At 69.7% G+C, this 23,820-nt stretch carries 20 protein-coding genes; 13 read left to right on the top strand and 7 right to left on the bottom strand.

Translation table 11 applies throughout. The features are described 5' to 3' along the window. The first annotated feature begins 86 nt into the window (after positions 1–86). From ACIOHP_RS16360 to ACIOHP_RS16320, 9 genes are all read left to right on the top strand, one after another. Positions 87–3,038: a M14 family zinc carboxypeptidase gene (locus ACIOHP_RS16360; RefSeq protein WP_401887940.1), complete on the top strand. Its 2,952-nt coding sequence runs from the start codon at positions 87–89 to the stop codon at positions 3,036–3,038. A gap of 228 nt (positions 3,039–3,266) precedes the next feature. Next, positions 3,267–4,277 (top strand): type I glyceraldehyde-3-phosphate dehydrogenase, encoded by a 1,011-nt coding sequence (gene gap / locus ACIOHP_RS16355; protein ID WP_361488049.1) that lies wholly within the window; start codon positions 3,267–3,269, stop codon positions 4,275–4,277. 133 nt (positions 4,278–4,410) lie between these two features. After that, on the top strand, positions 4,411–5,622 hold the full coding sequence (locus ACIOHP_RS16350) for a phosphoglycerate kinase (RefSeq protein WP_401887937.1): 1,212 nt from the start codon (positions 4,411–4,413) through the stop codon (positions 5,620–5,622). A 6-nt stretch (positions 5,623–5,628) separates the two neighbouring features. Continuing rightward, entirely contained in the window at positions 5,629–6,405 is a 777-nt protein-coding gene (gene tpiA, locus ACIOHP_RS16345) for a triose-phosphate isomerase (protein ID WP_361544789.1), read from the top strand. 102 nt (positions 6,406–6,507) lie between these two features. Further along, the gene (gene secG / locus ACIOHP_RS16340) at positions 6,508–6,738 is read left to right on the top strand and encodes a preprotein translocase subunit SecG (protein ID WP_046261782.1); all 231 of its coding nucleotides are present in this window, start codon (positions 6,508–6,510) and stop codon (positions 6,736–6,738) included. Positions 6,739–6,938: 200 nt separating this feature from the next. After that, positions 6,939–7,274 (top strand): RNA polymerase-binding protein RbpA, encoded by a 336-nt coding sequence (locus ACIOHP_RS16335; protein WP_003976875.1) that lies wholly within the window; start codon positions 6,939–6,941, stop codon positions 7,272–7,274. 137 nt (positions 7,275–7,411) lie between these two features. Beyond that, entirely contained in the window at positions 7,412–8,680 is a 1,269-nt protein-coding gene (locus tag ACIOHP_RS16330; RefSeq protein ID WP_401887934.1) for an MFS transporter, read from the top strand. Between the two features lie 52 nt (positions 8,681–8,732). Then, positions 8,733–10,385, top strand: coding sequence for a glucose-6-phosphate isomerase (pgi, locus tag ACIOHP_RS16325; protein WP_361544784.1), 1,653 nt, complete (start codon positions 8,733–8,735; stop codon positions 10,383–10,385). A gap of 91 nt (positions 10,386–10,476) precedes the next feature. Then, positions 10,477–11,430, top strand: coding sequence for a proline-rich domain-containing protein (locus tag ACIOHP_RS16320; protein ID WP_401887931.1), 954 nt, complete (start codon positions 10,477–10,479; stop codon positions 11,428–11,430). A gap of 82 nt (positions 11,431–11,512) precedes the next feature. On the opposite strand, the gene pgl is transcribed toward ACIOHP_RS16320, so the two are convergent. From pgl to tkt, 5 genes are read right to left on the bottom strand one after another with little or no spacing between them, the layout of a single operon-like run. Next, positions 11,513–12,295 carry a 6-phosphogluconolactonase gene (gene pgl, locus ACIOHP_RS16315; RefSeq protein WP_401887930.1) on the bottom strand — a complete coding sequence of 261 codons (783 nt, stop codon included), beginning with the start codon at positions 12,293–12,295 and terminating at the stop codon, positions 11,513–11,515. Continuing rightward, on the bottom strand, positions 12,292–13,365 hold the full coding sequence (gene opcA, locus ACIOHP_RS16310) for a glucose-6-phosphate dehydrogenase assembly protein OpcA (RefSeq protein WP_401887927.1): 1,074 nt from the start codon (positions 13,363–13,365) through the stop codon (positions 12,292–12,294). Before opcA ends, pgl begins: the two co-directional genes overlap by 4 nt. After that, a complete protein-coding gene (zwf, locus tag ACIOHP_RS16305; protein ID WP_401887924.1) occupies positions 13,362–14,885 on the bottom strand; it encodes a glucose-6-phosphate dehydrogenase in 1,524 nt (507 codons plus the stop codon). The genes opcA and zwf overlap by 4 nt, the downstream gene beginning before the upstream one ends. A 4-nt stretch (positions 14,886–14,889) precedes the next feature. Then, positions 14,890–16,008 (bottom strand): transaldolase, encoded by a 1,119-nt coding sequence (gene tal, locus ACIOHP_RS16300; RefSeq protein WP_361544769.1) that lies wholly within the window; start codon positions 16,006–16,008, stop codon positions 14,890–14,892. A gap of 33 nt (positions 16,009–16,041) precedes the next feature. Continuing rightward, positions 16,042–18,129, bottom strand: coding sequence for a transketolase (tkt, locus tag ACIOHP_RS16295; protein ID WP_361544766.1), 2,088 nt, complete (start codon positions 18,127–18,129; stop codon positions 16,042–16,044). A 377-nt stretch (positions 18,130–18,506) separates the two neighbouring features. On the opposite strand from tkt, the gene ACIOHP_RS16290 reads away from it, so the two are divergent. The 4 genes from ACIOHP_RS16290 to ACIOHP_RS16275 all read left to right on the top strand — a co-directional run bounded on the left by ACIOHP_RS16290 (position 18,507) and on the right by ACIOHP_RS16275 (position 21,921). Continuing rightward, positions 18,507–19,460: a heme o synthase gene (locus ACIOHP_RS16290; RefSeq protein WP_327716410.1), complete on the top strand. Its 954-nt coding sequence runs from the start codon at positions 18,507–18,509 to the stop codon at positions 19,458–19,460. Positions 19,461–19,560: 100 nt separating this feature from the next. After that, complete coding sequence (locus ACIOHP_RS16285; protein ID WP_361544763.1) at positions 19,561–19,890, top strand: hypothetical protein; 330 nt, start codon at positions 19,561–19,563, stop codon at positions 19,888–19,890. Positions 19,891–19,990: 100 nt separating this feature from the next. Beyond that, positions 19,991–21,097, top strand: a complete 1,107-nt coding sequence (locus ACIOHP_RS16280) for an amidohydrolase family protein (protein ID WP_361544760.1) — start codon at positions 19,991–19,993, stop codon at positions 21,095–21,097. 86 nt (positions 21,098–21,183) lie between these two features. Continuing rightward, positions 21,184–21,921 (top strand): nucleotidyltransferase, encoded by a 738-nt coding sequence (locus tag ACIOHP_RS16275; protein WP_401887919.1) that lies wholly within the window; start codon positions 21,184–21,186, stop codon positions 21,919–21,921. A 30-nt stretch (positions 21,922–21,951) separates the two neighbouring features. On the opposite strand, the gene ACIOHP_RS16270 is transcribed toward ACIOHP_RS16275, so the two are convergent. Continuing rightward, a complete protein-coding gene (locus tag ACIOHP_RS16270) occupies positions 21,952–22,965 on the bottom strand; it encodes a COX15/CtaA family protein (protein ID WP_361544754.1) in 1,014 nt (337 codons plus the stop codon). A 46-nt stretch (positions 22,966–23,011) separates the two neighbouring features. Further along, positions 23,012–23,782, bottom strand: a complete 771-nt coding sequence (locus tag ACIOHP_RS16265; protein ID WP_401887917.1) for an ABC transporter permease — start codon at positions 23,780–23,782, stop codon at positions 23,012–23,014. Positions 23,783–23,820 lie beyond the last annotated feature (38 nt).

Here is a 23,820-nt window from a genome sequence, read left to right as displayed (position 1 = left end):
TCCTTGAGGCCCCCTTGACTGGATCATGAACTGTCATGAGCCTGGCATCTGTTCGCTGCTGTGGCGGACACACGCAAGGGGGGCACATGAGACGAAGAGCGAGACCGATCCTCGCTGTCGGCGCACTCCTTCTGGGCGGTGCGGGCATCGCACCCATCGCCCAGGCGGCGGAGAGCGCGGGCTCTCCCGATCCCGACGAGATCAAGGTCTTCCGGGCCGAGGTCACCAACCAGCAGGTACCCCTGCTGCTGGCGGCCGGGCAGGACGGCCACGAACTGAGCGAACAGGTACCCGCCAAGGGCACCGCGACCGTCGAGGTCTATCTGACCGACCAACAGGCGGACAAACTCGAGACACAGGGCGTCGACCTCACCGAGCACACCCTCTCCGCCAAGGCGGAGAAGCGGGTCGAGGCGGCCGCCGACGGTGTGTACCGCCCGTACAGCGGGGCCGGGAACATCAAGGAGGAGATCCTCCGCACCGGCCAGGAGAACCCCGGCCTCACCAAGGTCGTCTCCATCGGTAAGACGGTCAACGGCCAGGACATCCTCGCGCTCAAGCTCACCAAGAACGCGAAGAAGACCAAGGACGGCGCCAAGCCCTCCGTGCTGTACATGTCCAACCAGCACGCGCGCGAGTGGATCACGCCGGAGATGACCAGACGGCTGCTCCACCACTACGTCGACAACTACAAGTCCGACAAGCGCATCAAGAAGATCGTCGACTCGACCGAGCTGTGGTTCGTCATCTCGGCCAACCCCGACGGCTACGACTACACCTTCCAGGGCGACAACTCCCGCCTGTGGCGCAAGAACCTGCGGGACAACAACGCCGACGGCACCATCGCCATCGGCGACGGCGTCGACCTCAACCGCAACTTCTCCTACAAGTGGGGCTACGACAACGAGGGTTCGTCACCCACCCCCACCAGCGAGACCTACCGCGGCACGAGCGCGGGCTCCGAGCCCGAGACGAAGGCCATCGACGCCTTCCAGAAGCGGATCGGCTTCACGTACGGCATCAACTACCACTCCGCCGCCCAGCTCCTCCTCTACGGCGTCGGCTGGCAGGTGGCCACCGACACGCCCGACGACGTCCTCTACAAATCGCTCGCCGGCACCCCGGACAACTCCGCGATCCCCGGCTACCGGCCCCAGGTCTCCTCGGAGCTGTACACCACCAACGGCGAGGCGGACGGCCACGCGTCGAACGTCAACGGCCTGGCGATGTTCACCCCCGAGATGTCAACCTGCCAGACCGCGTCGGACCTCTACCCCGACGACCAGTGGAACGCGGCCGACTGCCAGTCGGTCTTCAACTTCCCGGACGACGAGAAGCTGATCCAGCAGGAGTTCGAGAAGAACATCCCGTTCGCGCTCTCCGTCGCCGAGTCCGCCGCCCAGCCCGACCAGCCGAAGTCCTCGCTCGGTCTGAAGGCCGCCGACTTCACCCCGAAGCAGTTCGCCACGTCGTACTCGCGCGGGGCGGACCAGGAAGTGTCCGTCGTCGCACGCAGGTCCGTGCGCGACAAGGAGCTCAAGTACCGCGTCAACGGCGGCCGTGTCGAGGACATGGCGCTCAAGGCATGGAAGGGCGGCGAGACGTTCGGCGGTGAGGACAACCTCTACTTCGACGAGTACCGCGCCAAGGTCGCCGACGGCGACCCGGGCGACAAGGTCGAGGTGTGGTTCACCGGCGAGACGCGCGGCGGAAAGCGCACCTCCAGCGAGCACTTCACGTACACCGTGGCCGCGCGGCCGCGCGCGGACGCGCTCGTGGTCGCCGAGGAGGGCGCGGCCGCCACGCAGGCGCAGACCTACGTCGACGCCCTGAAGGCCAACGGCCGCAAGGCGATCGTCTGGGACGTCGCCACCCAGGGCGCGCCCGACGCGCTCGGCGTGCTGGACCACTTCAAGACGGTCGTCCACTACACCGGCGCGAGCGTCCCGGGCAACGCCACCCAGCTCCAGCTGCGGGCCTTCCTCAACGAGGGCGGCAAGCTGATCGAGGCGGGCGAGCGGGCCGGCGGCAACGTCGACCTCGGCGGCGGCACCCTGTCGAACGACTTCAGCCAGTACTACCTGGGCGCCTACACCCGTACGTCCCTGCCGGGAACCACCGCCTTCCAGGGCGTCGGCAGACTCGCCGGAGCCGGCGGAGCGCTCGGCGCGGCCCCGGGCAACCCGCTCGACACGGCCGGGTCGTTCAGCGTCACCTCGGACACCCTGCCGGTCGCCACGTTCCCGCAGTTCGCGAGCGCGGGCGGCGGCACCTACCCCGGCACGGTCAACCCGTACGGTCCCTACGAAGGCGCCTCCATGGCGGCCGTCACCCACAGCGACTACGCCTGGAACCGCCTCACCCGCACCATCGACCTCACCTCGGTGACCGCCGCCCAGGCACCCACGCTCAGCACCCGGCTGCTGTGGAGCACCGAGGAGGACTACGACCACGCCGTGCTCGAGGCCCACACCGCCGGGGCCGACGACTGGACCACGCTCCCGGAGAAGAACGGCAAGACCAGCACCGCCGTGCCCGCGGAGTGCGAGGCCGGGTACTTCATCGCGGCCCATCCCGCACTCAAGCGGTATCTGACCCTCGGCGACGGCGGCTGCACGGCCTCCGGCACCAGCGGCCAGTGGAACAGCTTCACCGGGGCGTCGGCCGGCTGGCAGGAGGTCTCCTTCGACCTCTCCGCGTACGCCGGCAAGAAGGTCGAGGTCGCCCTCAGCTACATCACCGACCCCGGATCCGGCGGCCGCGGCGTCCTCGCCGACAACGCGTCCGTGGTGATCGGCGGCAACGCCGTCGAGACCGAGGGCTTCGAGACGTCGCTCGGTGCCTGGAGCGTCCCCGGACCGCCCGCGGGCAGCCCGGCGGTCGTCAAGGACTGGGGGCTCTCCGGAGAGCTGTTCAAGACGTACGGCGCGGTCACCACGGACGACACCGTGCTGCTGGGCTTCGGCCTGGAACACGTCACCGCGGCGGCCGACCGCACGACCCTGCTCGGCAAGGCGCTCGCGGCTCTCGGAAGGTGAACACACCGGTCAACGGTGACTGACGCTCCGTAACCATTTCGAGCGACAGGGCCTTCCGGCCCGGGCGGTCCGTACCCCTACTGGCGGGTACGGACCGCCTGCCCGTGTATGCGGCATCTCGATGTCACTGCGGGAGCTTCCGGGAGGTAGGGTCGTAGGCGGTCGGGGACATCCCAAACAGAGCTCGCCGGCATCGCATAGCCGGCGTACCAACGAGGAGATCGGTTCGTGACGATCCGCGTAGGCATCAACGGCTTCGGTCGTATTGGTCGCAACTACTTCCGCGCACTGCTGGAGCAGGGTGCTGACATCGAGATCGTGGCTGTCAACGACCTGGGTGACACTGCGACCACCGCTCACCTGCTGAAGTACGACACCATCCTGGGTCGCCTCAAGGCCGAGGTCTCGCACACCGCCGACACCATCACGGTGGACGGCCACACCATCAAGGTGCTTTCCGAGCGCAACCCCGCCGACATCCCCTGGGGTCAGCTGGGCGTCGACATCGTCATCGAGTCGACCGGCATCTTCACGAAGAAGGCCGACGCCGAGAAGCACATCGCCGGTGGCGCCAAGAAGGTCCTCATCTCGGCTCCGGCCAAGGACGAGGACATCACCATCGTGATGGGCGTCAACCAGGACAAGTACGACGCGGCCAACCACCACGTCATCTCCAACGCCTCCTGCACCACCAACTGTGTGGCGCCGATGGCCAAGGTTCTGGACGAGAACTTCGGCATCGTCAAGGGCCTGATGACGACGGTCCACGCGTACACCAACGACCAGCGCATCCTGGACTTCCCGCACTCGGACCTGCGCCGCGCCCGCGCCGCCGCCGAGAACATCATCCCGACCACGACGGGTGCCGCCAAGGCCACCGCCCTGGTCCTCCCGCAGCTCAAGGGCAAGCTCGACGGCATCGCGATGCGCGTCCCGGTCCCGACCGGCTCGGCCACCGACCTGGTCGTGGAGCTCCAGCGCGAGGTCACCAAGGACGAGGTCAACGCCGCGTTCAAGAAGGCCGCCGACGACGGCGACCTCAAGGGCATCCTCGTCTACACCGAGGACCCGATCGTGTCCTCGGACATCGTGAGCGACCCCGCCTCCTGCACCTTCGACTCCTCCCTGACCATGGTCCAGGAGGGCAAGTCGGTGAAGATCCTCGGCTGGTACGACAACGAGTGGGGCTACTCCAACCGACTCGTCGACCTCACGGTCTTCGTCGGCAACCAGCTCTGACCGACAGAGCAGGCACGTTGATGTGAGAGCAGGGCTCGGGCGGCGCAACGACGCGCCGCTCGGGCCCTGACTCACGTACAGACCAGCCCTCTTAGGATCACGAGCACCACCAGTCCTCTCGGGAGCCCTCTCAATGAAGACGATCGACGAACTTCTCGCCGAAGGCGTCGCAGGCAAGCGGGTCTTCGTCCGCGCCGACCTGAACGTGCCGCTGGACGGCACCACGATCACCGACGACGGCCGTATCCGCGCCGTGCTGCCCACCGTCAAGGCGCTGGCCGAGGCGGGCGCCCGCGTGGTCGTCGCCTCCCACCTGGGCCGCCCCAAGGGCGCCCCGGACCCCGCCTTCTCCCTCGCTCCCGCCGCCGCGCGCCTCGGTGAACTCCTCGGCGCCGACGTGGCCTTCGCGACCGACACCGTCGGCGAGTCCGCCACGGCCACCGTCGCCGGCCTCGCCGACGGCCGGGTCGCGGTCGTGGAGAACCTGCGCTTCAACGCCGGCGAAACGTCCAAGGACGACGCCGAGCGCGGCGCCTTCGCCGATCAGCTCGCCGCCCTCGCCGACGTGTACGTGGGCGACGGCTTCGGCGCGGTGCACCGCAAGCACGCCTCGGTCTTCGACCTTCCGGCCCGCCTGCCGCACTACGCCGGCTACCTCATCGCCACCGAGGTCGGCGTCCTGAAGAAGCTCACCGACGAGGTGCAGCGCCCCTACGTGGTCGCCCTCGGCGGTGCCAAGGTCTCCGACAAGCTCGCCGTCATCGACCAGCTGCTCGGCAAGGCCGACCGCATCCTCATCGGCGGCGGCATGGCGTACACCTTCCTCAAGGCCAAGGGGTACGAGGTCGGCGCGTCGCTTCTCCAGGAGGACCAGATCCCGGCCGTCCTCGAGTACATCGAGCGCGCGGAGAAGACCGGCGTCGAGCTGGTGCTGCCCGTCGACGCCGTGGTCGCTCCCGGGTTCCCGGACCTGAAGGCCAAGGCTCCGGCGGGTGCCACCACCGTCGCCGCGGACGCCATCCCGGCCGACCGGATGGGCCTGGACATCGGTCCGGAGTCCGACAAGCTGTACGCCTCGAAGATCACCGACGCCGCCACCGTCTTCTGGAACGGGCCGATGGGCGTCTTCGAGCACCCCGAATTCGCCGAGGGCACCAAGGCGGTCGCCCAGGCACTCCTCGACTCCCAGGCCTTCACGGTCGTCGGCGGTGGCGACTCCGCCGCGGCCGTCCGCATCCTGGGCTTCGACGAGAACGCGTTCGGCCACATCTCGACCGGCGGCGGCGCCTCCCTCGAATACCTCGAGGGCAAGACGCTCCCCGGCCTCGCCGCACTGGAGGACTGACCCCGCATGACCACTCGCACGCCGATCATGGCGGGTAACTGGAAGATGAACCTCAACCACCTCGAGGCCATCGCGCACGTCCAGAAGCTCGCTTTCGCCCTGGCCGACAAGGACTACGAGGCCGTCGAGGTCGCCGTCCTGCCGCCCTTCACCGATCTGCGCTCCGTGCAGACCCTGGTCGACGGCGACAAGCTCAAGATCAAGTACGGCGCCCAGGACATCTCCGCGCACGACTCCGGTGCCTACACCGGCGAGATCTCCGGTGCCATGCTCGCCAAGCTGAAGTGCACGTACGTGGCGATCGGCCACTCCGAGCGCCGCCAGTACCACGCCGAGACCGACGAGATCGTCAACGCCAAGGTCAAGGCCGCCTACAAGCACGGTCTGACCCCGATCCTGTGCGTCGGCGAGGAACTGGACGTCCGCGAGGCGGGCAACCACGTCTCCCACACCCTCGCCCAGGTCGAGGGCGGTCTGAAGGACCTCCCGGCCGAGCAGGCCGAGTCCGTCGTGATCGCCTACGAACCCGTGTGGGCCATCGGCACCGGCAAGGTCTGCGGTGCCGAGGACGCCCAGGAGGTCTGCGCCGCCATCCGCGGCAAGATCGCCGAGCTCTACACCCAGGAGCTGGCCGACCGGGTCCGCATCCAGTACGGCGGCTCCGTGAAGTCCGGCAATGTCGCCGAGATCATGGCGCAGGCCGACATCGACGGTGCGCTCGTGGGCGGTGCGTCGCTCGATGCCGACGAGTTCGTCAAGATCGTGCGCTTCCGCGACCAGTGAGTATGCGGTAAGCGGGATCCGTCGTACCCTTGCGGGGGCACAGCCCTGAGGCTGTGCCCCTGTCGTCCATCCAGATCCGAGGAAGTTGGTCCAGCCGTGGTTATGGGGTTCTCGATCGCCCTGATCGTCTTCAGCGGCCTGATGATGCTGCTGGTGCTCATGCACAAGGGCAAGGGCGGCGGCCTCTCCGACATGTTCGGTGGCGGTATGCAGTCCTCCGTCGGCGGCTCCTCGGTCGCCGAGCGCAACCTCGACCGGATCACCATCGTGGTCGGTCTGCTGTGGTTCGCGTGCATCATCGTGCTCGGCCTTCTGATGAAGGTGAACAACTGACCGGCACGCACATTCCGTACGTAAGGCCCCATGTTCGGTACGCGCACCTGAGCGCGGCCTATCATGGGGCTTGCGTCTAGGTGTAGGGGCTGTAACTCCAATCACTGGACGCGCGTTGGGCCTTACGTAGACTGAGGCGCTCGCAACGAAGCGAAAACGCCGACTCGCTTCGCGGCACCATCACGCAGGGAGTTACGACCGTGGCAAGTGGCAACGCGATCCGAGGAAGCCGGGTCGGGGCGGGGCCGATGGGCGAGGCCGAGCGTGGCGAGTCCGCGCCCCGGCTGCGCATCTCCTTCTGGTGCTCCAACGGGCACGAGACGCAGCCCAGCTTCGCCAGCGACGCGCAGGTCCCCGAAACCTGGGACTGCCCGCGCTGCGGCTTCCCCGCCGGACAGGACCGGGACAACCCGCCGGACCCGCCGCGCACCGAACCGTACAAGACGCATCTCGCGTACGTACGGGAGCGGCGCAGCGATGCGGACGGCGAGGCGATCCTCGCCGAGGCGCTCGCCAAACTGCGGGGCGAGATCTAGGAATTGACAGCCGGCCGGGCACCGAGAGGTGCCTGGCCGGAGCTGTTCTCACGTTATCCACAGGCTCACCGCGATGTCAGTGGTGACCTCTACGGTTTGTGCATGCCGCAAGGCGTGTGAATCGTGAGGGGGAAGCTGTGGTGACGGTCGAGGCTGCGGGTGTGCGGGTGCCCGCGTGGCGTGGAGGGTTCGGGCGGCTGTGGAGTGCCGCCGTGCTCTCCAGTTTCGGTGACGCGCTGCGTACGGCGGCGCTGCCCCTGCTGGCCACCACCCTGACCGACGAGCCCCTGGCCATAGCGGCGGTCACCGCCTGCGGCTATCTGCCCTGGATCGTCTTCGGGCTGCTCGGCGGAGCGGTCGCCGACCGGGTGGACCAGCGGCGCGCGATGTGGACGGTGGATGCGCTGCGAGGGCTGCTGGTCGCCTGTTTCGCGGTGGCTGTGGCGCTCGGGCAGGCCTCCGTCGGTCTGCTGATCGCGCTGGCCTTCGCCCTGACCACCCTGCAGACACTCTTCGACAACGCGTCCACCGCCCTGCTGCCCGCTCTGGTGGACGGCGAGGCCCTCGGCAGTGCGAACGCCCGGCTGATGACCGGGCAGAAGATCGCCGGCGGTCTGCTCGGCGCCCCCGTCGTACCCCTGCTGCTGGTGGTCGGCGCCTCCGTGCCCTTCGTGGCCGACGCGGCGACCTTCCTGGTGGCGGCGGCGCTGGTGGCCTCCCTGCGGACCGGTGCGCCCGCGCGGAAGCCGAGACCGGCGGGCAGCACCCTGCGCCGGGAGATCGCGGAGGGGCTGCGCGCCCTGGCCGGGGACCGGGCCCTGCGTGGGCTGTGCGCGGCCACGGCCTTGTGCAATGTCGGCGTGGGCGCCCTCATCGCCACCATGGTGCTTCTGGTGACCGACTGGATCGGCGCGGGACAGGCCGGGTTCGCGGCGGCGACGACCGCCTACACCGTCGGCTCCCTGGCCGGGGGAGCGCTCAACCGCCGGCTGGTCTCCCGCACCGGACGGGTGCGGGCGGTACTGCTCGCCGGGACCGTGCAGATCGGCGCGCTCGTCGTGATGGGGACGGTGCGGAGCCTGACCGCGATGGTGGCGGCGATGGCCGTCTTCGGACTGATGGGCATGGTGTGGAACGTCAACACCACGACCCTCATGCAACAGCGCAGCCCCGCCGACATGCTGGGCCGGGTCAGCTCGGCCTTCCGCACCCTGGCGGTCGCGGGGGCACCCCTGGGCGCGCTCCTCGGCGGCGTCGTCGCCACCGTCTGGGGGCAGGGCACCCCGGCGTTGCTCGCGGCCGGCTTCTTCGTTCTCTCCGTCGCCTCGTTGACACCTGCGCTCAAGCCGGACGTACCTGTTGTTGCACCGCAGGACGGCGCCGCGACAGCTCATGTCACGCGCTGATCAATTAGGTTGGACCAGCTGGGACAGGCACGAAAGAAGGCGGAAGTCGGACATGAACGCAGACGGCCGTACGAGGCTCAACCAGACACCCGAGTGGACCGCTCTGGCCAAGCACCGCGAGGAGCTCGGCGAGGTGCGGCTGCGCGAGCTGTTCGCCGCCGACCCGGGCCGCGGCGCCGGGTACACGCTCCAGGTCGGGGACCTGCACGTCGACTACTCCAAGCACCTCGTCACCGAGGAGACGCTGCGGCTGCTGCGCGAGCTGGCCGCCGCCACCGGTGTCTTCGGCCTCCGGGACGCCATGTTCCGCGGCGAGAAGATCAACACCACCGAGGACCGGGCCGTCCTGCACACCGCGCTGCGGGCGGCCCCGGACGCGGTGGTCGAGGTCGACGGGGAGAACGTCGTCCCGGGCGTGCACGCGGTCCTCGACAAGATGGCCGGCTTCGCCGAGCGCGTCCGCTCCGGGGAGTGGAAGGGGCACACCGGCAGGCGCATCAAGAACGTCGTCAACGTCGGCATCGGCGGCTCCGACCTCGGCCCGGCGATGGCGTACGAGGTGCTGCGCAGCTTCACCGACCGCGACCTCACGGTCCGCTTCGTGTCCAACGTGGACGGCGCCGACCTGCACGAGGCGACCCGCGACCTGGACCCGGCCGAGACGCTGTTCATCATCGCCTCCAAGACCTTCACCACCATCGAGACGATCACCAACGCGACCTCGGCACGCCAGTGGCTGCTGGACGCGCTCGGCGACGAGGCCGCCGTCGCCAAGCACTTCGTCGCGCTGTCGACGAACGCCGAGAAGGTCGGCGACTTCGGTATCGACACGGCCAACATGTTCGAGTTCTGGGACTGGGTCGGCGGACGGTACTCGTACGACTCGGCGATCGGGCTGTCCCTGATGATCGCCATCGGCCCGGACCGCTTCCGGGAGATGCTCGACGGGTTCCGGCTCGTCGACGAGCACTTCAGGACCGCGCCCGCCGAGTCCAACGTGCCGCTGCTCCTTGGCCTGTTGGGCATCTGGTACGGCAACTTCCATGACGCCCAGTCGCATGCGGTGCTGCCCTACAGCCACTACCTGTCCAGGTTCACGGCGTACCTCCAGCAGCTGGACATGGAGTCCAACGGCAAGTACGTGGGCCGGGACGGTGTTCCCGTGGACTGGCAGACGGGGCCCGTGGTGTGGGGGACTCCGGGGACGAACGGGCAGCACGCGTACTACCAGTTGATCCACCAGGGCACGAAGCTGATCCCGGCGGACTTCATCGGCTTCGCCGAGCCCGTCGCCGAGCTGGGCGACCAGCTCAAGGCACAGCACGACCTGTTGATGGCGAACTTCTTCGCGCAGACGCAGGCCCTCGCGTTCGGCAAGACACCGGACGAGGTACGGGCCGAGGGCGTGCCCGAGGAGCTGGTCGCGCACAAGACGTTCCAGGGCAACCACCCGACCACGACGATCCTCGCCCGCGAGCTGACGCCGTCGGTGCTCGGGCAGCTCGTGGCGCTGTACGAGCACAAGGTGTTCGTCCAGGGAGCCGTCTGGAACATCGACTCCTTCGACCAGTGGGGAGTGGAGCTCGGCAAGGTCCTCGCCAGGCGCGTGGAGCCCGCGCTGACCGAGGGCGCGGACGTTCCGGGTCTCGACGAGTCGACCAAGGCGCTGGTGGCCAAGTACCGGGAGCTGCGCGGCCGTTCGTGACCGCAGATCGCGGAAAGCGGGCGGCGAGGTGCCGTCCGCTTCCCGTAGAATCCCCGGCGATCATGGAAGCCATGGCTCGGGGGAGTGCACAGTGGCTGGTTCACAAGGAAGCTGGACGGGCGGCGCGCTGACGGCGGGGCCGCTGTGGAAACCGAAGTACGCGGCACGCGCCGTCTTTCATCCGGCGTGGATACCGGAGTCCGTCGACCCGGCGGTGGAACAGCTGAAGAAGATCCGTCTCATCGCCGGGACGGTCGCGGCGATCGGTGTGTACACCTTCGTCGAGGGCGGGTTCGCCTTCGACGAGATGCTGGAGAACATGCTGACGGCCTCCGTCGTCCTGCTCCTCATCACACCGCTGACGGTCGGCATCATGCTCTTCGTGTGGCGGCGGCGCGGCTCGGTGAGCGGGCTGAAGCCCTCGCTGTTCAACTCGCTGAAGCTACTGCTGCTCTTCGTGGGGACGATCGTGCTCACGGTCGTGCTGCTGCAGTCGGCGGGCGGCGCGGGATTCTTCATCCTGGTCCTCGGCCCGGCCGTGCTCTGGCTGATCGGGTTCGTGGCCCGCGGGGCCTGGCACGTGGGCGCGAACTTCTTCGGCACCGCGGGCGTGCACCGCTGTCTGCCGCCGCTGCTCGCCGCGGTCACGTCCTGGCTGATGGCCCTGCCCGACCTGCTCACGGGCGACCTGCACGGGCTCAGCCTCGGGATGGGCGTCCTGTTCATCCTGGGCGCACCACTGACGGTCACGGGGATCGCGCTGCTGGAGATGCGGCGACTGGAGCAGCGCTACGGCATCCGGCTGGCGGCCCACCCGGCCACCCATCCGCACCTCACCCCACCAGCCCCGCCGATGCCGCCGACCGCCCCTCCGGCGCCGCCGTACCTGCCGCCGCAGGGCAATCCGTACGGGCCGGGCACGGGACAGCCGTACCACCCGGGCAATCCGTACGGGCCGGGCGCAGGACAGCCGTATCCCCACGGCAACCCCTACGGGCCGCCGGCCGGGAACCCCTACAACCAGGGCAATCCCTACGGGCACTGACGGGCCCCGGTTCCGCCGCGGCAACGTGCCGTGAACGCGAGACGGCCCCAGGTCATCGACCTGGGGCCGTCCGGCAGTGCGCTCAGGGTGACGCCGGCGGATACAGCGCGCGCGGCAGTTGTGAGGCCGCTGCCGCGTCCAGGAGCCAGAGGGTGCGCCGGCGGCCCTGTGCGCCGGCCGCCGGGGCCTGGATCTCGCCCGCGCCCGAGAGGGCGATCGCCGCCGCCTGGGCCTTGTCCTCGCCGGCCGCGAGGAGCCAGACCTCACGGGCGGCGCGGATGGCGGGCAGCGTCAGCGTCACACGCGTCGGCGGGGGCTTCGGCGCGCCGTGGACGCCGACCACCGTGCGCTCGGTCTCGCGGACCGCCGGGAGCTCCGGGAACAGCGACGCGACATGCGTGTCCGGGCCGACGCCCAGCATCAGGACGTCGAAGGTCGGCACCGAGCCGTGGTTCTCCGGGCCCGCCGCACGGGCGAGCTCCTCGGCGTAACCGGCCGCGGCGGCGTCGACGTCGGCGCCGTACGGGCCGTCCGAGGCGGGCATGGCGTGCACCCGCTTCGGGTCGAGCGGCACCGAGTCCAGCAGGGCCTCGCGGGCCTGCGTGACATTGCGGTCCGGGTCGCCCTCGGGCAGGAACCGCTCGTCACCCCACCACAGATCGAGCCGGCCCCAGTCGATCGCGTCCCGCGCGGGAGCCGCCGCCAGCGCGGCCAGCAGGCCGTTGCCGTTGCGGCCGCCGGTGAGGACCACGGACGCGTAACCCCGGGAGGCCTGCGCGTCCACGATCTTCGTGATCAGACGGGCCGCGGCGGCCTGCGCCATCAGCTCCTTGTCGCGGTGCACGACCAGCTGCGGAGTGCTCACTTGGCCGCCGCCTTCTTCACCGGGCCGGGCTTGGCCACCGCCTTCTTCGCGGGAGCCTTCGCCGCCTCCTCCACCGGAACCGCGACCGGTTCCTCGGCCGAAGCGACCGGAGCCGAAGCCGCCGGAGCCGCCGTGGCCTGCGCCGAAGGGTTCAGCCGGTCCACCCCGAACCGCAGCGCCGAAGCGTATGTGTCGTCCGGGTCGAGCCGCCGCAGTTCCTCGGCGATCAGCTCGGCCGTCTCCCGCCGCTTGAGTGCCACCGCACGGTCCGGCTGGCCCTCGATGGACAGCGTCGCCAGCGAGCCGTCCGCGCGGTCCAGGGTGATCGGACCGTGGCTGGTGTCCATGCGGACCGCGGTGAGACCGGGGCCGCCCGACAGCGAACGCTTCACCGGGACGTCCAGCCGGTCCGCGAGCCACATCGCCAGGAGCTCGCAGCTCGGGTTGAACTCCTCGCCCTCGACCTCGACGGCGTTGACGTCCACGGTGACCTGGTCCAGGGCCGCGGCCAGCATCGAGCGCCAGGGCGTGATGCGGGTCCAGGACAGATCGGTGTCGCCCGGCGTGTAGGTGTCGGCGCGGGCGCCGAGGTCCCGTACCGGCTGCTCGGAGGCGTAGGTGTCGGTGACCCGGCGCTGGGCGAGGGCGCCCAGCGGGTCGTTCGCCGGGTCGATCGGCGCCTCCACCGGCCACCAGACGACCACGGGGGCGTCGGGCAGCAGCAGCGGCAGGACGACCGACTGGGCGTGGTGCACGACATCGCCGTACAGCCGCAGGACCACCGTCTCGCCGGTGCCCGCGTCCGCGCCCACCCGCACCTCGGCGTCGAGGCGGGACTGGGTGCGGTCGCGGGGAGTGCGGGAGATGCGCTTGATGACCACGAGCGTGCGCGAGGGGTGCTCGCGCGACGCGTCGTTGGCGGCCTTCAGAGCGTCGTACGCGTTCTCCTCGTCCGTGACGATGACCAGCGTGAGCACCATGCCGACAGCCGGTGTGCCGATGGCCCGGCGGCCCTTGACCAGTGCCTTGTTGATCTTGCTGGCCGTGGTGTCCGTGAGGTCTATCTTCATGGCCGGCGCCAGCTCCGTCCCTCTCGTACGAGCATTTCGTCCGCCTCGACCGGCCCCCAGGTGCCGGACGGGTACTGGGCCGGCTTGCCGTGCCGGTCCCAGTACTCCTCGATCGGGTCGAGGATCTTCCAGGACAGCTCGACCTCCTCAGTGCGCGGGAAGAGGTTCGAGTCGCCGAGCAGGACGTCGAGGATCAGCCGCTCGTACGCCTCGGGCGAGGACTCCGTGAAGGACTCGCCGTAGGCGAAGTCCATCGACACGTCCCGGATCTCCATGGAGGTGCCGGGGACCTTCGAACCGAAGCGGACCGTGATGCCCTCGTCGGGCTGGACGCGGATGACGATCGCGTTGGAGCCCAGCTCCTCGGTGGCCGTCGAGTCGAAGGGGGAGTGCGGCGCCCGCTGGAACACCACCGCGATCTCGGTGACCCGGCGGCCCAGGCGCTTGCCGGTCCTCAGGTAGAAGGGGACGCCCGCCCAGCGGCGGTTGTCGACCTCCAGCTTGATGGCGGCGTACGTGTCCGTCTTGGAATTGGGGTCGATGCCCTCCTCCTGGAGGTACCCGACCGCCTGCTCACCGCCCTGCCAGCCCTCCGCGTACTGTCCGCGGACGGTGTCCCGGCCCAGGTCCTTCGGCAGCTTCACCGCGCCGAGCACCTTGGTCTTCTCGGCGGCCAGCGCGTCCGCGTCGAAGGAGGACGGCTCCTCCATGGCGGTGAGGGCCATGAGCTGGAGGAGGTGGTTCTGGATGACGTCACGGGCGGCGCCGATGCCGTCGTAGTAGCCGGCCCGGCCGCCGACGCCGATGTCCTCGGCCATCGTGATCTGCACGTGGTCCACGAAGGACCGGTTCCAGATCGGCTCGAACATCTGGTTGGCGAAGCGGAGCGCCAGGATGTTCTGGACGGTCTCCTTGCCGAGGTAGTGGTCGATCCGGAAGACCTGGTCCGGGGCGAAGACCTCGTGCACGACCTTGTTGAGGTCCTCGGCCGACTTCAGGTCGTGACCGAAGGGCTTCTCGATGACCGCACGGCGCCAGGAGCCGGTGGACTGGTCGGTGAGCCCGTGCTTCTTCAGCTGCTGGATGACCACCGGGAAGGAGCGCGGCGGCACCGACAGGTAGAAGGCGAAGTTGCCGCCCGTGCCCTGTGCCTTGTCGAGCTCCTCGATGGTGCCGCGCAGCCGCTCGAACGCGTCGTCGTCGTCGAAGGTGCCCTGGACGAAGCGCATCCCCTGGATGAGCTGCTGCCAGACCTCCTCGCGGAACGGCGTACGGGCGTGCTCCTTGACGGCGTCGTGGACCTCCTGTGCGAAGTCCTCGTTCTGCCACTCGCGCCGGGCGAAACCGACCAGCGAGAAGCCCGGCGGCAGCAGACCCCGGTTCGCGAGGTCGTACACGGCGGGCATGAGCTTCTTCCGGGACAAATCGCCCGTGACGCCGAAGATGACGAGCCCCGACGGCCCCGCGATACGCGGGAGCCGTCGGTCGGCGGGGTCACGCAGCGGGTTGCTGCTCGACAAGGTTTCAGCCCTCCGAGGGGGCGAGGCGCTCCAGCTCTGCCTCGGTCGACTTGAGCAGATCGTTCCAGGACGCCTCGAACTTCTCGACGCCCTCGTCCTCCAGCAGCTGCACGACCTCGTCGTAGGAGATCCCGAGCTTCTCGACCGCGTCGATCTCGGCACGGGACTGCTCGTAGGTGCCCGCGATGGCGTTGCCGCGGATCTCGCCGCTCGCCTCGGTGGCCTGGAGAGTGGCTTCCGGCATGGTGTTCACCGTGTTCGGCGCCACCAGCTCGTCGACGTAGAGGGTCGGCTTGTAGGCCGGGTCCTTCACGCCGGTCGAGGCCCACAGCGGACGCTGCTTGTTGGCCTGCGCCTTGTCGAGCTCCTGCCAGCGGGAAGAGGAGAAGACCTCTTCGTACGCCTCGTAGGCCAGACGCGCGTTGGCGACGCCCGCCTTGCCGCGGGCGGCCTTGGCCGCGTCGGTGCCGAGCGCGTCGATCCGCTTGTCGATCTCGGTGTCCACGCGGGACACGAAGAAGGACGCCACGGAGTGGATCAGGGAGAGGTCCAGGCCCTTGGCCTTGGCCTTCTCCAGACCCGCGAGGTACGCGTCCATGACCTCGCGGTAGCGCTCCAGCGAGAAGATCAGCGTGACGTTGACGCTGATGCCGTTGCCGATCACCTCGGTGATGGCCGGCAGACCCGCCTTGGTGGCCGGGATCTTGATGAGGGTGTTGGGGCGGTCGACCAGCCACGCCAGCTGCTTGGCCTCGGCGACGGTCGCCTTGGTGTTGTGGGCCAGGCGCGGGTCGACCTCGATCGACACGCGGCCGTCCTGACCGCCGGTGGCGTCGAAGACCGGGCGCAGGATGTCGGCGGCGTCACGGACGTCCGCCGTCGTGATCATGCGGATGGCCTCTTCGACGGTGACCTTGCGGGCGGCGAGGTCGGACAGCTGCTGGTCGTAGCCGTCGCCCTGGGAGATCGCCTTCTGGAAGATCGACGGGTTGGTCGTGACGCCCACGACGTGCTGCTGGTCGATCAGTTCGGCGAGGTTGCCGGACGTGATCCGCTTGCGCGACAGGTCGTCCAGCCAGATCGCGACGCCTTCTTCGGAGAGGCGCTTGAGTGCGTCTGTCATGGAATTACATCTCCTACGTGTCGTATATGAGCGTCAGCGCTGGGCAGCGGCGAGGGATTCCCGCGCCTTCGCGGCCACGTTCTCCGCAGTGAAGCCGAACTCCTGGAAGAGGACCTTGCCGTCGGCCGAAGCACCGAAGTGCTCCAGGGAAACGATGCGGCCCGCGTCCCCGACGTACTTGTGCCAGGTGAGACCGATACCGGCCTCCACCGCGACACGCGCCTTCACCGACGGCGGCAGGACGCTGTCCCGGTACCCCTGGTCCTGCTCCTCGAACCACTCCACGCACGGCATGGACACGACTCGCGTCGGCACACCGTCGGCCTCGAGCCGCTCGCGCGCCTCGACGGCGACGTGCACCTCGGAACCCGTGGCGATGAGCACGACCTCGGGGGCGTCGTTCGACGCCTCGAAGAGGACGTAGCCGCCCTTCACCGCGTCCTCGTTGGACTCGTACGTCGGCACGCCCTGACGGGTCAGCGCCAGACCGTGCGGGGCGCCCTTGCCGAAGACCTTCGTGTAGCGCTTGAGGATCTCGCGCCAGGCGATCGCGGTCTCGTTGGCGTCGGCCGGGCGGACCACGTTCAGGCCCGGGATGGCGCGCAGCGAGGCCAGGTGCTCGACCGGCTGGTGGGTGGGGCCGTCCTCGCCGAGACCGATGGAGTCGTGCGTCCACACGTACGTCACCGGCAGGTGCATCAGCGCCGACAGCCGTACCGCGTTGCGCATGTAGTCGGAGAAGACGAGGAACGTACCGCCGTAGATACGGGTGTTGCCGTGCAGCGCGATGCCGTTCATCTCCGCGGCCATGGAGTGCTCGCGGATGCCGAAGTGGATCGTGCGGCCGTACGGGTTCGCCTCCGGCAGCGGGTTGTCCGCCGGCAGGAAGGAACTGTCCTTGTCGATCGTGGTGTTGTTCGAGCCGGCCAGGTCGGCGGAGCCGCCCCACAGCTCGGGGATCACCGCGCCGAGGGCCTGGAGCACCTTGCCGGAGGCGGCACGCGTGGCGACACCCTTGCCGGGCTCGAAGACCGGGAGCTTGTCCTCCCAGCCCTTGGGCAGCTCACCGGCGACGATGCGGTCGAACTCGGCGGCGCGCTCGGCGTTGTTGTTGCGCCACTCCTGGAGCTGCTTCTCCCACTCGGCCTTGGCCTGGCGGCCACGGTCCAGGGCGCCCCGGGTGTGGTTGATGACCTCGGCGGAGACCTCGAAGCTCTGCTCCGGGTCGAAGCCCAGCACCCGCTTGGTCGCCGCGACCTCGTCGTCGCCGAGCGCCGAGCCGTGGGCGGCCTCGGTGTTCTGCGCGTTCGGGGCGGGCCAGGCGATGATCGAGCGCATCGCGATGAAGGACGGCTTGTCCGTCACCTGCTTCGCGGCCTGGATCGCGTCGTAGAGGGCGTGCGGGTCGAGGTCGCCGTCCGGCTTCGGGGCGACACGCTGCACATGCCAGCCGTACGCCTCGTAGCGCTTGGCGGTGTCCTCGGAGACGGCCGTCTCGGTGTCGCCCTCGATCGAGATGTGGTTGTCGTCCCACAGCAGCACGAGGTTGCCGAGCTTCTGGTGGCCGGCCAGCGAGGACGCCTCGGCGGAGATGCCCTCCTGGAGACAGCCGTCACCGGCGATGGCGTACACGAAGTGGTCGAACGGGGACTCGCCCTCGGCGGCCTCCGGGTCGAACAGGCCGCGCTCGTAGCGGGCCGCCATCGCCATGCCCACCGCGTTGGCGACGCCCTGGCCGAGCGGGCCGGTCGTCGTCTCGACGCCCTTGGTGTGGCCGTACTCCGGGTGACCGGGGGTCTTGGAGCCCCACGTCCTGAACGACTTCAGGTCGTCCAGCTCCAGGCCGAAGCCGGCCAGGTAGAGCTGGGTGTAGAGGGTCAGGGACGAGTGGCCCGCGGACAGCACGAAGCGGTCGCGCCCCACCCATTCGGGGTCGGCGGGGTCGTGCCGCATCACCTTCTGGAAGAGGGTGTAGGCGGCGGGAGCCAGGCTCATCGCCGTACCGGGATGGCCGTTGCCGACCTTCTGTACGGCGTCGGCGGCCAGGACGCGGGCGGTGTCGACGGCCCGCTGGTCCAACTCGGTCCACTCGAGGTCTGTGGTGGTCGGCTTGGTGCTCACCCTGGGTCAGGGCTCCTCTCCACATGTCACGCATGTCGAATGCCGGTGCACGGGGCGCCCCGGCCGTTGTCGAGCCTACCCCCGTAAGTACGTGCGTTTTTTCGCGTCATTCCAGACTGCCGGGAGTCACGACGATCCGCCTCCTGACTGGGCCGATTCGCCATTCGGCAACTGAATACGGACGCGCTCGTTCGAGTGCTCAACCGAGTGTCGATCGGCTCGTCCGGGGGTACTGATCCCCTCTTACGGGGGTGCTGCCCAACACGACCCCACCCCCGCGAATATCGGGGTATGGGCAACGTCTACAGTGGCGTGGTACGCGCGAGCCTTTACCGGGACTTCACACGGGAGGGGCTTGCTGGGATGTCTCTGTAGGGGTGTGCGTGACGGCCGTCGAATCCCGTCCAGCCGGGGTGCTGGGGGAGAGCAAGAGCTCGGGTCACCGGCCGTTCGGGGCCCGTGTCAAGGCATTCGTGGCGCTGACCAAGCCCCGGATCATCGAACTGCTGCTGATCACCACGGTCCCGGTGATGTTCCTCGCCGAGCAGGGGGTGCCCGACCTGACGCTGGTGCTCCTCACCTGCCTCGGCGGCTACCTCTCCGCGGGCGGCGCCAACGCGCTGAACATGTACATCGACCGCGACATCGACGCGCTCATGGACCGCACCTCGCAGAGACCGCTGGTCACCGGCATGGTGTCGCCGCGCGAGTGCCTCGCCTTCGGCATCACCCTCGCGATCGTCTCCACGCTCCTGTTCGGCCTGGCCGTCAACTGGCTGTCCGCCTGGCTGTCGCTCGGGGCGCTCCTCTTCTACGTCGTCGTCTACACGATGATCCTCAAGCGGCGTACGTCGCAGAACATCGTGTGGGGCGGCATCGCCGGCTGCCTCCCGGTGCTGATCGGCTGGTCGTCCGTCACGAACTCCCTGTCGTGGGCGCCGGTCATCCTCTTCCTCGTCATGTTCTTCTGGACGCCGCCGCACTACTGGCCGCTGTCCATGAAGGTGAAGGAGGACTACGCGCGCGTGGGCGTGCCCATGCTGCCGGTGGTCGCCTCCAACAAGGTGGTCGCCAAGCAGATCGTGATCTACAGCTGGGTCATGGTCGCCGTCTCGCTGCTGCTGACCCCGCTCGGCTACACGGGCTGGTTCTACACGCTGGTGGCGCTGCTGGCCGGCGGGTTCTGGCTGTGGGAGGCGCACGGACTGCAGAACCGGGCCAAGGCCGAGGTGACGGGCGGCAAGCTCAAGGAGATGCGCCTGTTCCACTGGTCGATCACGTACGTGTCGATCCTGTTCCTCGCGGTCGCGATCGACCCCTTCCTGCGCTGAGCCCCCGTGAGGGACGTGGGGAACCGCGCGACCGGCGCGTGGTCAACACCACGTGACCCGGCAGTCGCCGTACCGGCTACCCGTCGGTAGCATCCTGGTCATGGCAGACACCAAGCAGGCGGCCCAGGCCGAGCGCCGAGCGACCCGGCTGGCCAAGCAGATCAGCGCCTTCTCCAAGGCACACGGCGGCGCCGAGGGCCAGGTGGCCTACCTGGGCGACCTCGGCGCGCGGATCGCCCTCGTCGGCGAGGACGGCGAGTGGGGCAACCTGGTGGCCCCGACCGTCGAGATCGCGCAGAAGGCGGTCGAGAAGGCCGGCATCACCGTCCACGAGGACTTCGACGGCGAGTTCGCCGCGAAGGTGCGCACGGGACCGTACGAGTGGACCCGCATGGCGGGCATTCAGCTGGGCGGCCCGAAGAACGGCTGACGCACACGGCTTTCACACCGGGTGCGCGACAGCAACACCTGACGCCCCGTTCACCCGTTAGGCCCCGTAGCAAGGACACGGTCCAGCCGCGGGAGCCCGGATGATCGAAACGCCGTCCCTCGTGGACCAGTACTGCCACGGCGTACTGAGAACAGAGCTGGGCCTCGGCACCTTCGAGGCCCAGCTGGCCCGTACGGAGGGGCCGCCCGCCCCCGGTACGACCCTCTTCGACACCCAGACCGGTTTCGCGGTACGGCGGCTGTGCCCCCCGCTCCTCGGTCTGGAACCGCACTGCCCGCCCGCCCGCTATCTCGCCCGGCGTCGTGAACTCGGCGTCATGGAGGCGGGCCGCAGGCTGCTGCGGGGCAGTGGCATCACGACGTACCTCGTCGACACGGGCCTGCCCGGCGATCTGACCGGCCCCGGCGAGATGGCGGCGGCGTCGGCCGCCGAGGCCCGCGAGATCGTGCGGCTCGAACTCCTCGCCGAACAGGTCGCCGACACCTCCGGCACGGTCGAGTCGTTCCTCGCCAACCTCGCCGAGTCGGTACACGGGGCGGCGGTCGACGCGGTCGCCTTCACCTCGGTGGCGGGGGTACGGCACGGACTGGCGCTGGCGCCCGAGCCACCGGGGCCGGGGGAGGTGCGGGGCGCGGCCGGCCGCTGGCTGGCGGGCCGCCGGGTGGGCGGCGAACTGTCCGATCCGGTGCTGCTACGGCACCTGCTGTGGATCGCGGTCGCCTCGGGGCTGCCGCTCCAGCTGCACGCCGGGCTCGGCGAGCCGGGGCTGCGGATCGACCGTACGGACCCGGTGCTGCTCACGGACTTCGTCCGCGCCACCGCCGGGCTCGGTACCGACCTGATCCTGCTGCACGGCTACCCGTACCACCGGCACGCCGCCCATCTCGCCGGTGTCTTCCCGCATGTGTACGCCGACTCGGGCGCCGCTCTGGTGCGTACGGGCGCCCGTGCGGCGACGGTCCTGGCGGAGATCCTCGAACTCGCCCCCTTCGGCAAGATCCTCTTCTCCAGCGGTGCCCAGGGCCTGCCCGAACTGCATGTCGTCGGCGCGCGGCTCTTCCGCGAGGCGCTGGCCCGGGTGCTGGGCAACTGGGTCGCCGAGGGGGCGTGGTCGCTGGCGGACGCACAGCGCGTCGCGGGGCTGATCGCGGCGGGGAACGCGCGCCGGGTGTACGGACTGGAGTGAGCCGGGGGCGGGCGCCGGTCCGGGTGCGCCCGGACGGGGTGCGGGGAGGGTGTACGGGGCCGGGCGGGTTGTACAGGATGGGGCTCATGCAGACCGACGCGTTACTCGACCGCTTCCTCACCGGCCTCGAACCACTCGCGCCACTCGCCGTCTGGGCCCATGGCTCCCTCGCCGGCGGCGACTACCAGGAGGGCCGCAGCGACCTGGACCTGATCGCCGTCCTGGACCGTCCGATCTCGCCCCGCACGATCTGGCGGCTGGCGAAAGTGCACGCCCGGCTGCGGCACGAACCGCTCGCCCCGCATCTGCACTGCACCTATCTGACGCCGGATGCCGTGGAGAGCTCCGCCCGGCCGCACCTGACCTGGGCGCACGAGCAGCTGTTCAAGCGGCCCGTGACCCCGGTGACCCGGCGTGAACTGCACACGTTCGGGCGGGTACTGCACGGGGAGGGTCCGGCCGGACTGCTGCCGCCGGTACCGGACCTCGAACTCGACGAGTTCGTCGTCCGCGACCAGCGTGACTTCTGGCGGCCCAAGCTGGAGAAGGGGGAACGCTGGCGGCAGGCCCCCTGGGTCGACGTCGGCCTGACGACCTTCGCCCGCGCGACCGCCACCCTGCGCGACGGACGGCTCATCACCAAGCGGGAGGCGCTGGAGCTGCTGCCGGAACTGGGGGCGCCCGTCGAGGTGGTGGAGGACATCAGGCGGCGGCGGTACGAGGACCCCGCGCCGCCCACCGAGGAGTGGACGGCACGCAGGGGTGAGCTGACCCGGGGCTACCTGGGGCCGGCGATCGACCGGCTCGTGGCCGCGTACCCCTGACCGGCCGCTCGCGGTGTTCGGGACGGAGGGTCAGATCCCGGCGGAGAGTGATGACGTGGCCTGAGCCGGGAGCGGCACCTCGGTGTCCGTCTCCGGTCGCTCCCGCAGTGCCAGCAGCACCCGCAGGACCGCGATCCAGACCAGGCACGAGCCGAACATGTGCAGGCCGACCAGGATCTCGGGCAGATCGGTGAAGTACTGGACGTAGCCGATGACACCCTGGGCGAGCAGGACCAGGAAGAGGTCACGGGTGCGGTGCAGGGGGCCCTTCGGCGCGTCGACCGCCTTGAGGACGAACCACAGGGCGAACGTCAGCGTCACCACGATCCAGGCGAGGACGGCGTGCAGCTTGCTGACCGTCTCCCAGTCCAGCGGCATCCGCTCGACCTCGCTGGAGTCGCCCGCGTGCGGTCCCGAGCCGGTCACCACCGTGCCCACGGCGATCAGCAGCACGGACGCGGCGACCAGGAACCACACCAGCTGCTGCACCGACTTGCCGACCAGCGGACGCGCCTGCCCGTCGCCCTCCCGGGTGCGCTGCCACATCACCGTGGCCACCGCGATCAGCGCCGTCGACAGCAGGAAGTGCGCGGCGACCGTGTACGGGTTGAGGCCGACCAGCACCACGATGCCACCGAGGATCGCGTTGCCCATCACGACCCAGAACTGCGCCCAGCCCAGCCGGGTGAGGCCGCGCCGGTACGGCTTCTCGGAGCGTGCGGCGATGATCGCCCAGCCGACCGCGGCGCACAGCACGTACGTCAGCATGCGGTTGCCGAACTCGATCACACCGTGCACGCCCATGGCGCTCGTGGTGGTCAGCGAGTCGTCGGTGCACTTGGGCCAGGTCGGGCAGCCGAGGCCCGAGCCGGTGAGCCGCACCGCGCCGCCGGTGACCACGATGACCACCGACATGACGAGGGCGGCGAGAGCCGCCCGCTGTACCGTCCGGGGATCCGGGGTCCAGCGTGCGGCGATGAAGGCGAGCGGGTTGCGCACGGCGGCTGCGGCGTCGGCGGGGGTCAGGTTCGGCACGTGTCCCATCGTAGGCCGCCGCTTGTGCACGCTTTCACGAGGGTCCGGCACGGACCTACTCCCAGCGGAAGAACCTGCCGGCCGCGGCCAGCGCCACGACCGCCCACACCGCCAGGATCCCCAGGTCGCCCCACGGCATGCCGGCCCCGTGCTGGAGCACGTCCCGCAGTCCGTCCGACAAGGCGTTGATGGGGAGCAGCCCGAGTACGTCCTGCGCGCCGGAGGGGAACTTGTCCATGGGCACGATGACTCCGCCGCCGACCAGGAGAAGCAGGAAGACGAGGTTGGCGGCGGCCAGGGTGGCCTCCGCCTTCAGGGTGCCCGCCATCAGCAGGCCCAGGCCGGAGAAGGCGGCGGTGCCCAGCATCAGGAGGAGCAGGACGGCCAAGGGGTTTCCGTGCGGCTCCCAGCCCAGGGCGAAGGCGATCACCGTCAGCAGGACGATCTGGAGGACCTCCGTGACCAGGACCGACGCCGTCTTGGCCGTCATCAGGCCCCAGCGCGGGAGCGGGGAGGCGGCCAGCCGCTTCAGGACGCCGTAGCGGCGCTCGAAGCCCGTCGCGATCGCCTGGCCGGTGAAGGCCGTGGACATGACCGCGAGGGCGAGGATGCCGGGGGTCAGGAAGTCCACCGCCTCGCCCGCGCCCGTGTCGACGATGTCGACCGAGCTGAACAGGACCAGCAGGAGGGTGGGGATCACGACGGTCAACAGGAGCTGCTCGCCGTTGCGCAGCAGCATCCTCGTCTCCAGCGCCGCCTGTGCCGCGATCATGCGTCCCAGGGGAGCCGCGCCCGGCCTCGGGGTGTACGTGCCGGTCGTGGTCATGAGCGCAGCTCCTTGCCGGTGAGCTCCAGGCTGTGTCT

The sequence above is a fragment of the Streptomyces sp. NPDC087859 genome (assembly GCF_044742595.1).
Taxonomy (GTDB): domain Bacteria; phylum Actinomycetota; class Actinomycetes; order Streptomycetales; family Streptomycetaceae; genus Streptomyces; species Streptomyces canus_F.
Note: the sequence above shows the minus strand (reverse complement) of the source record. Positions and strands in the feature narration are given on the sequence as shown.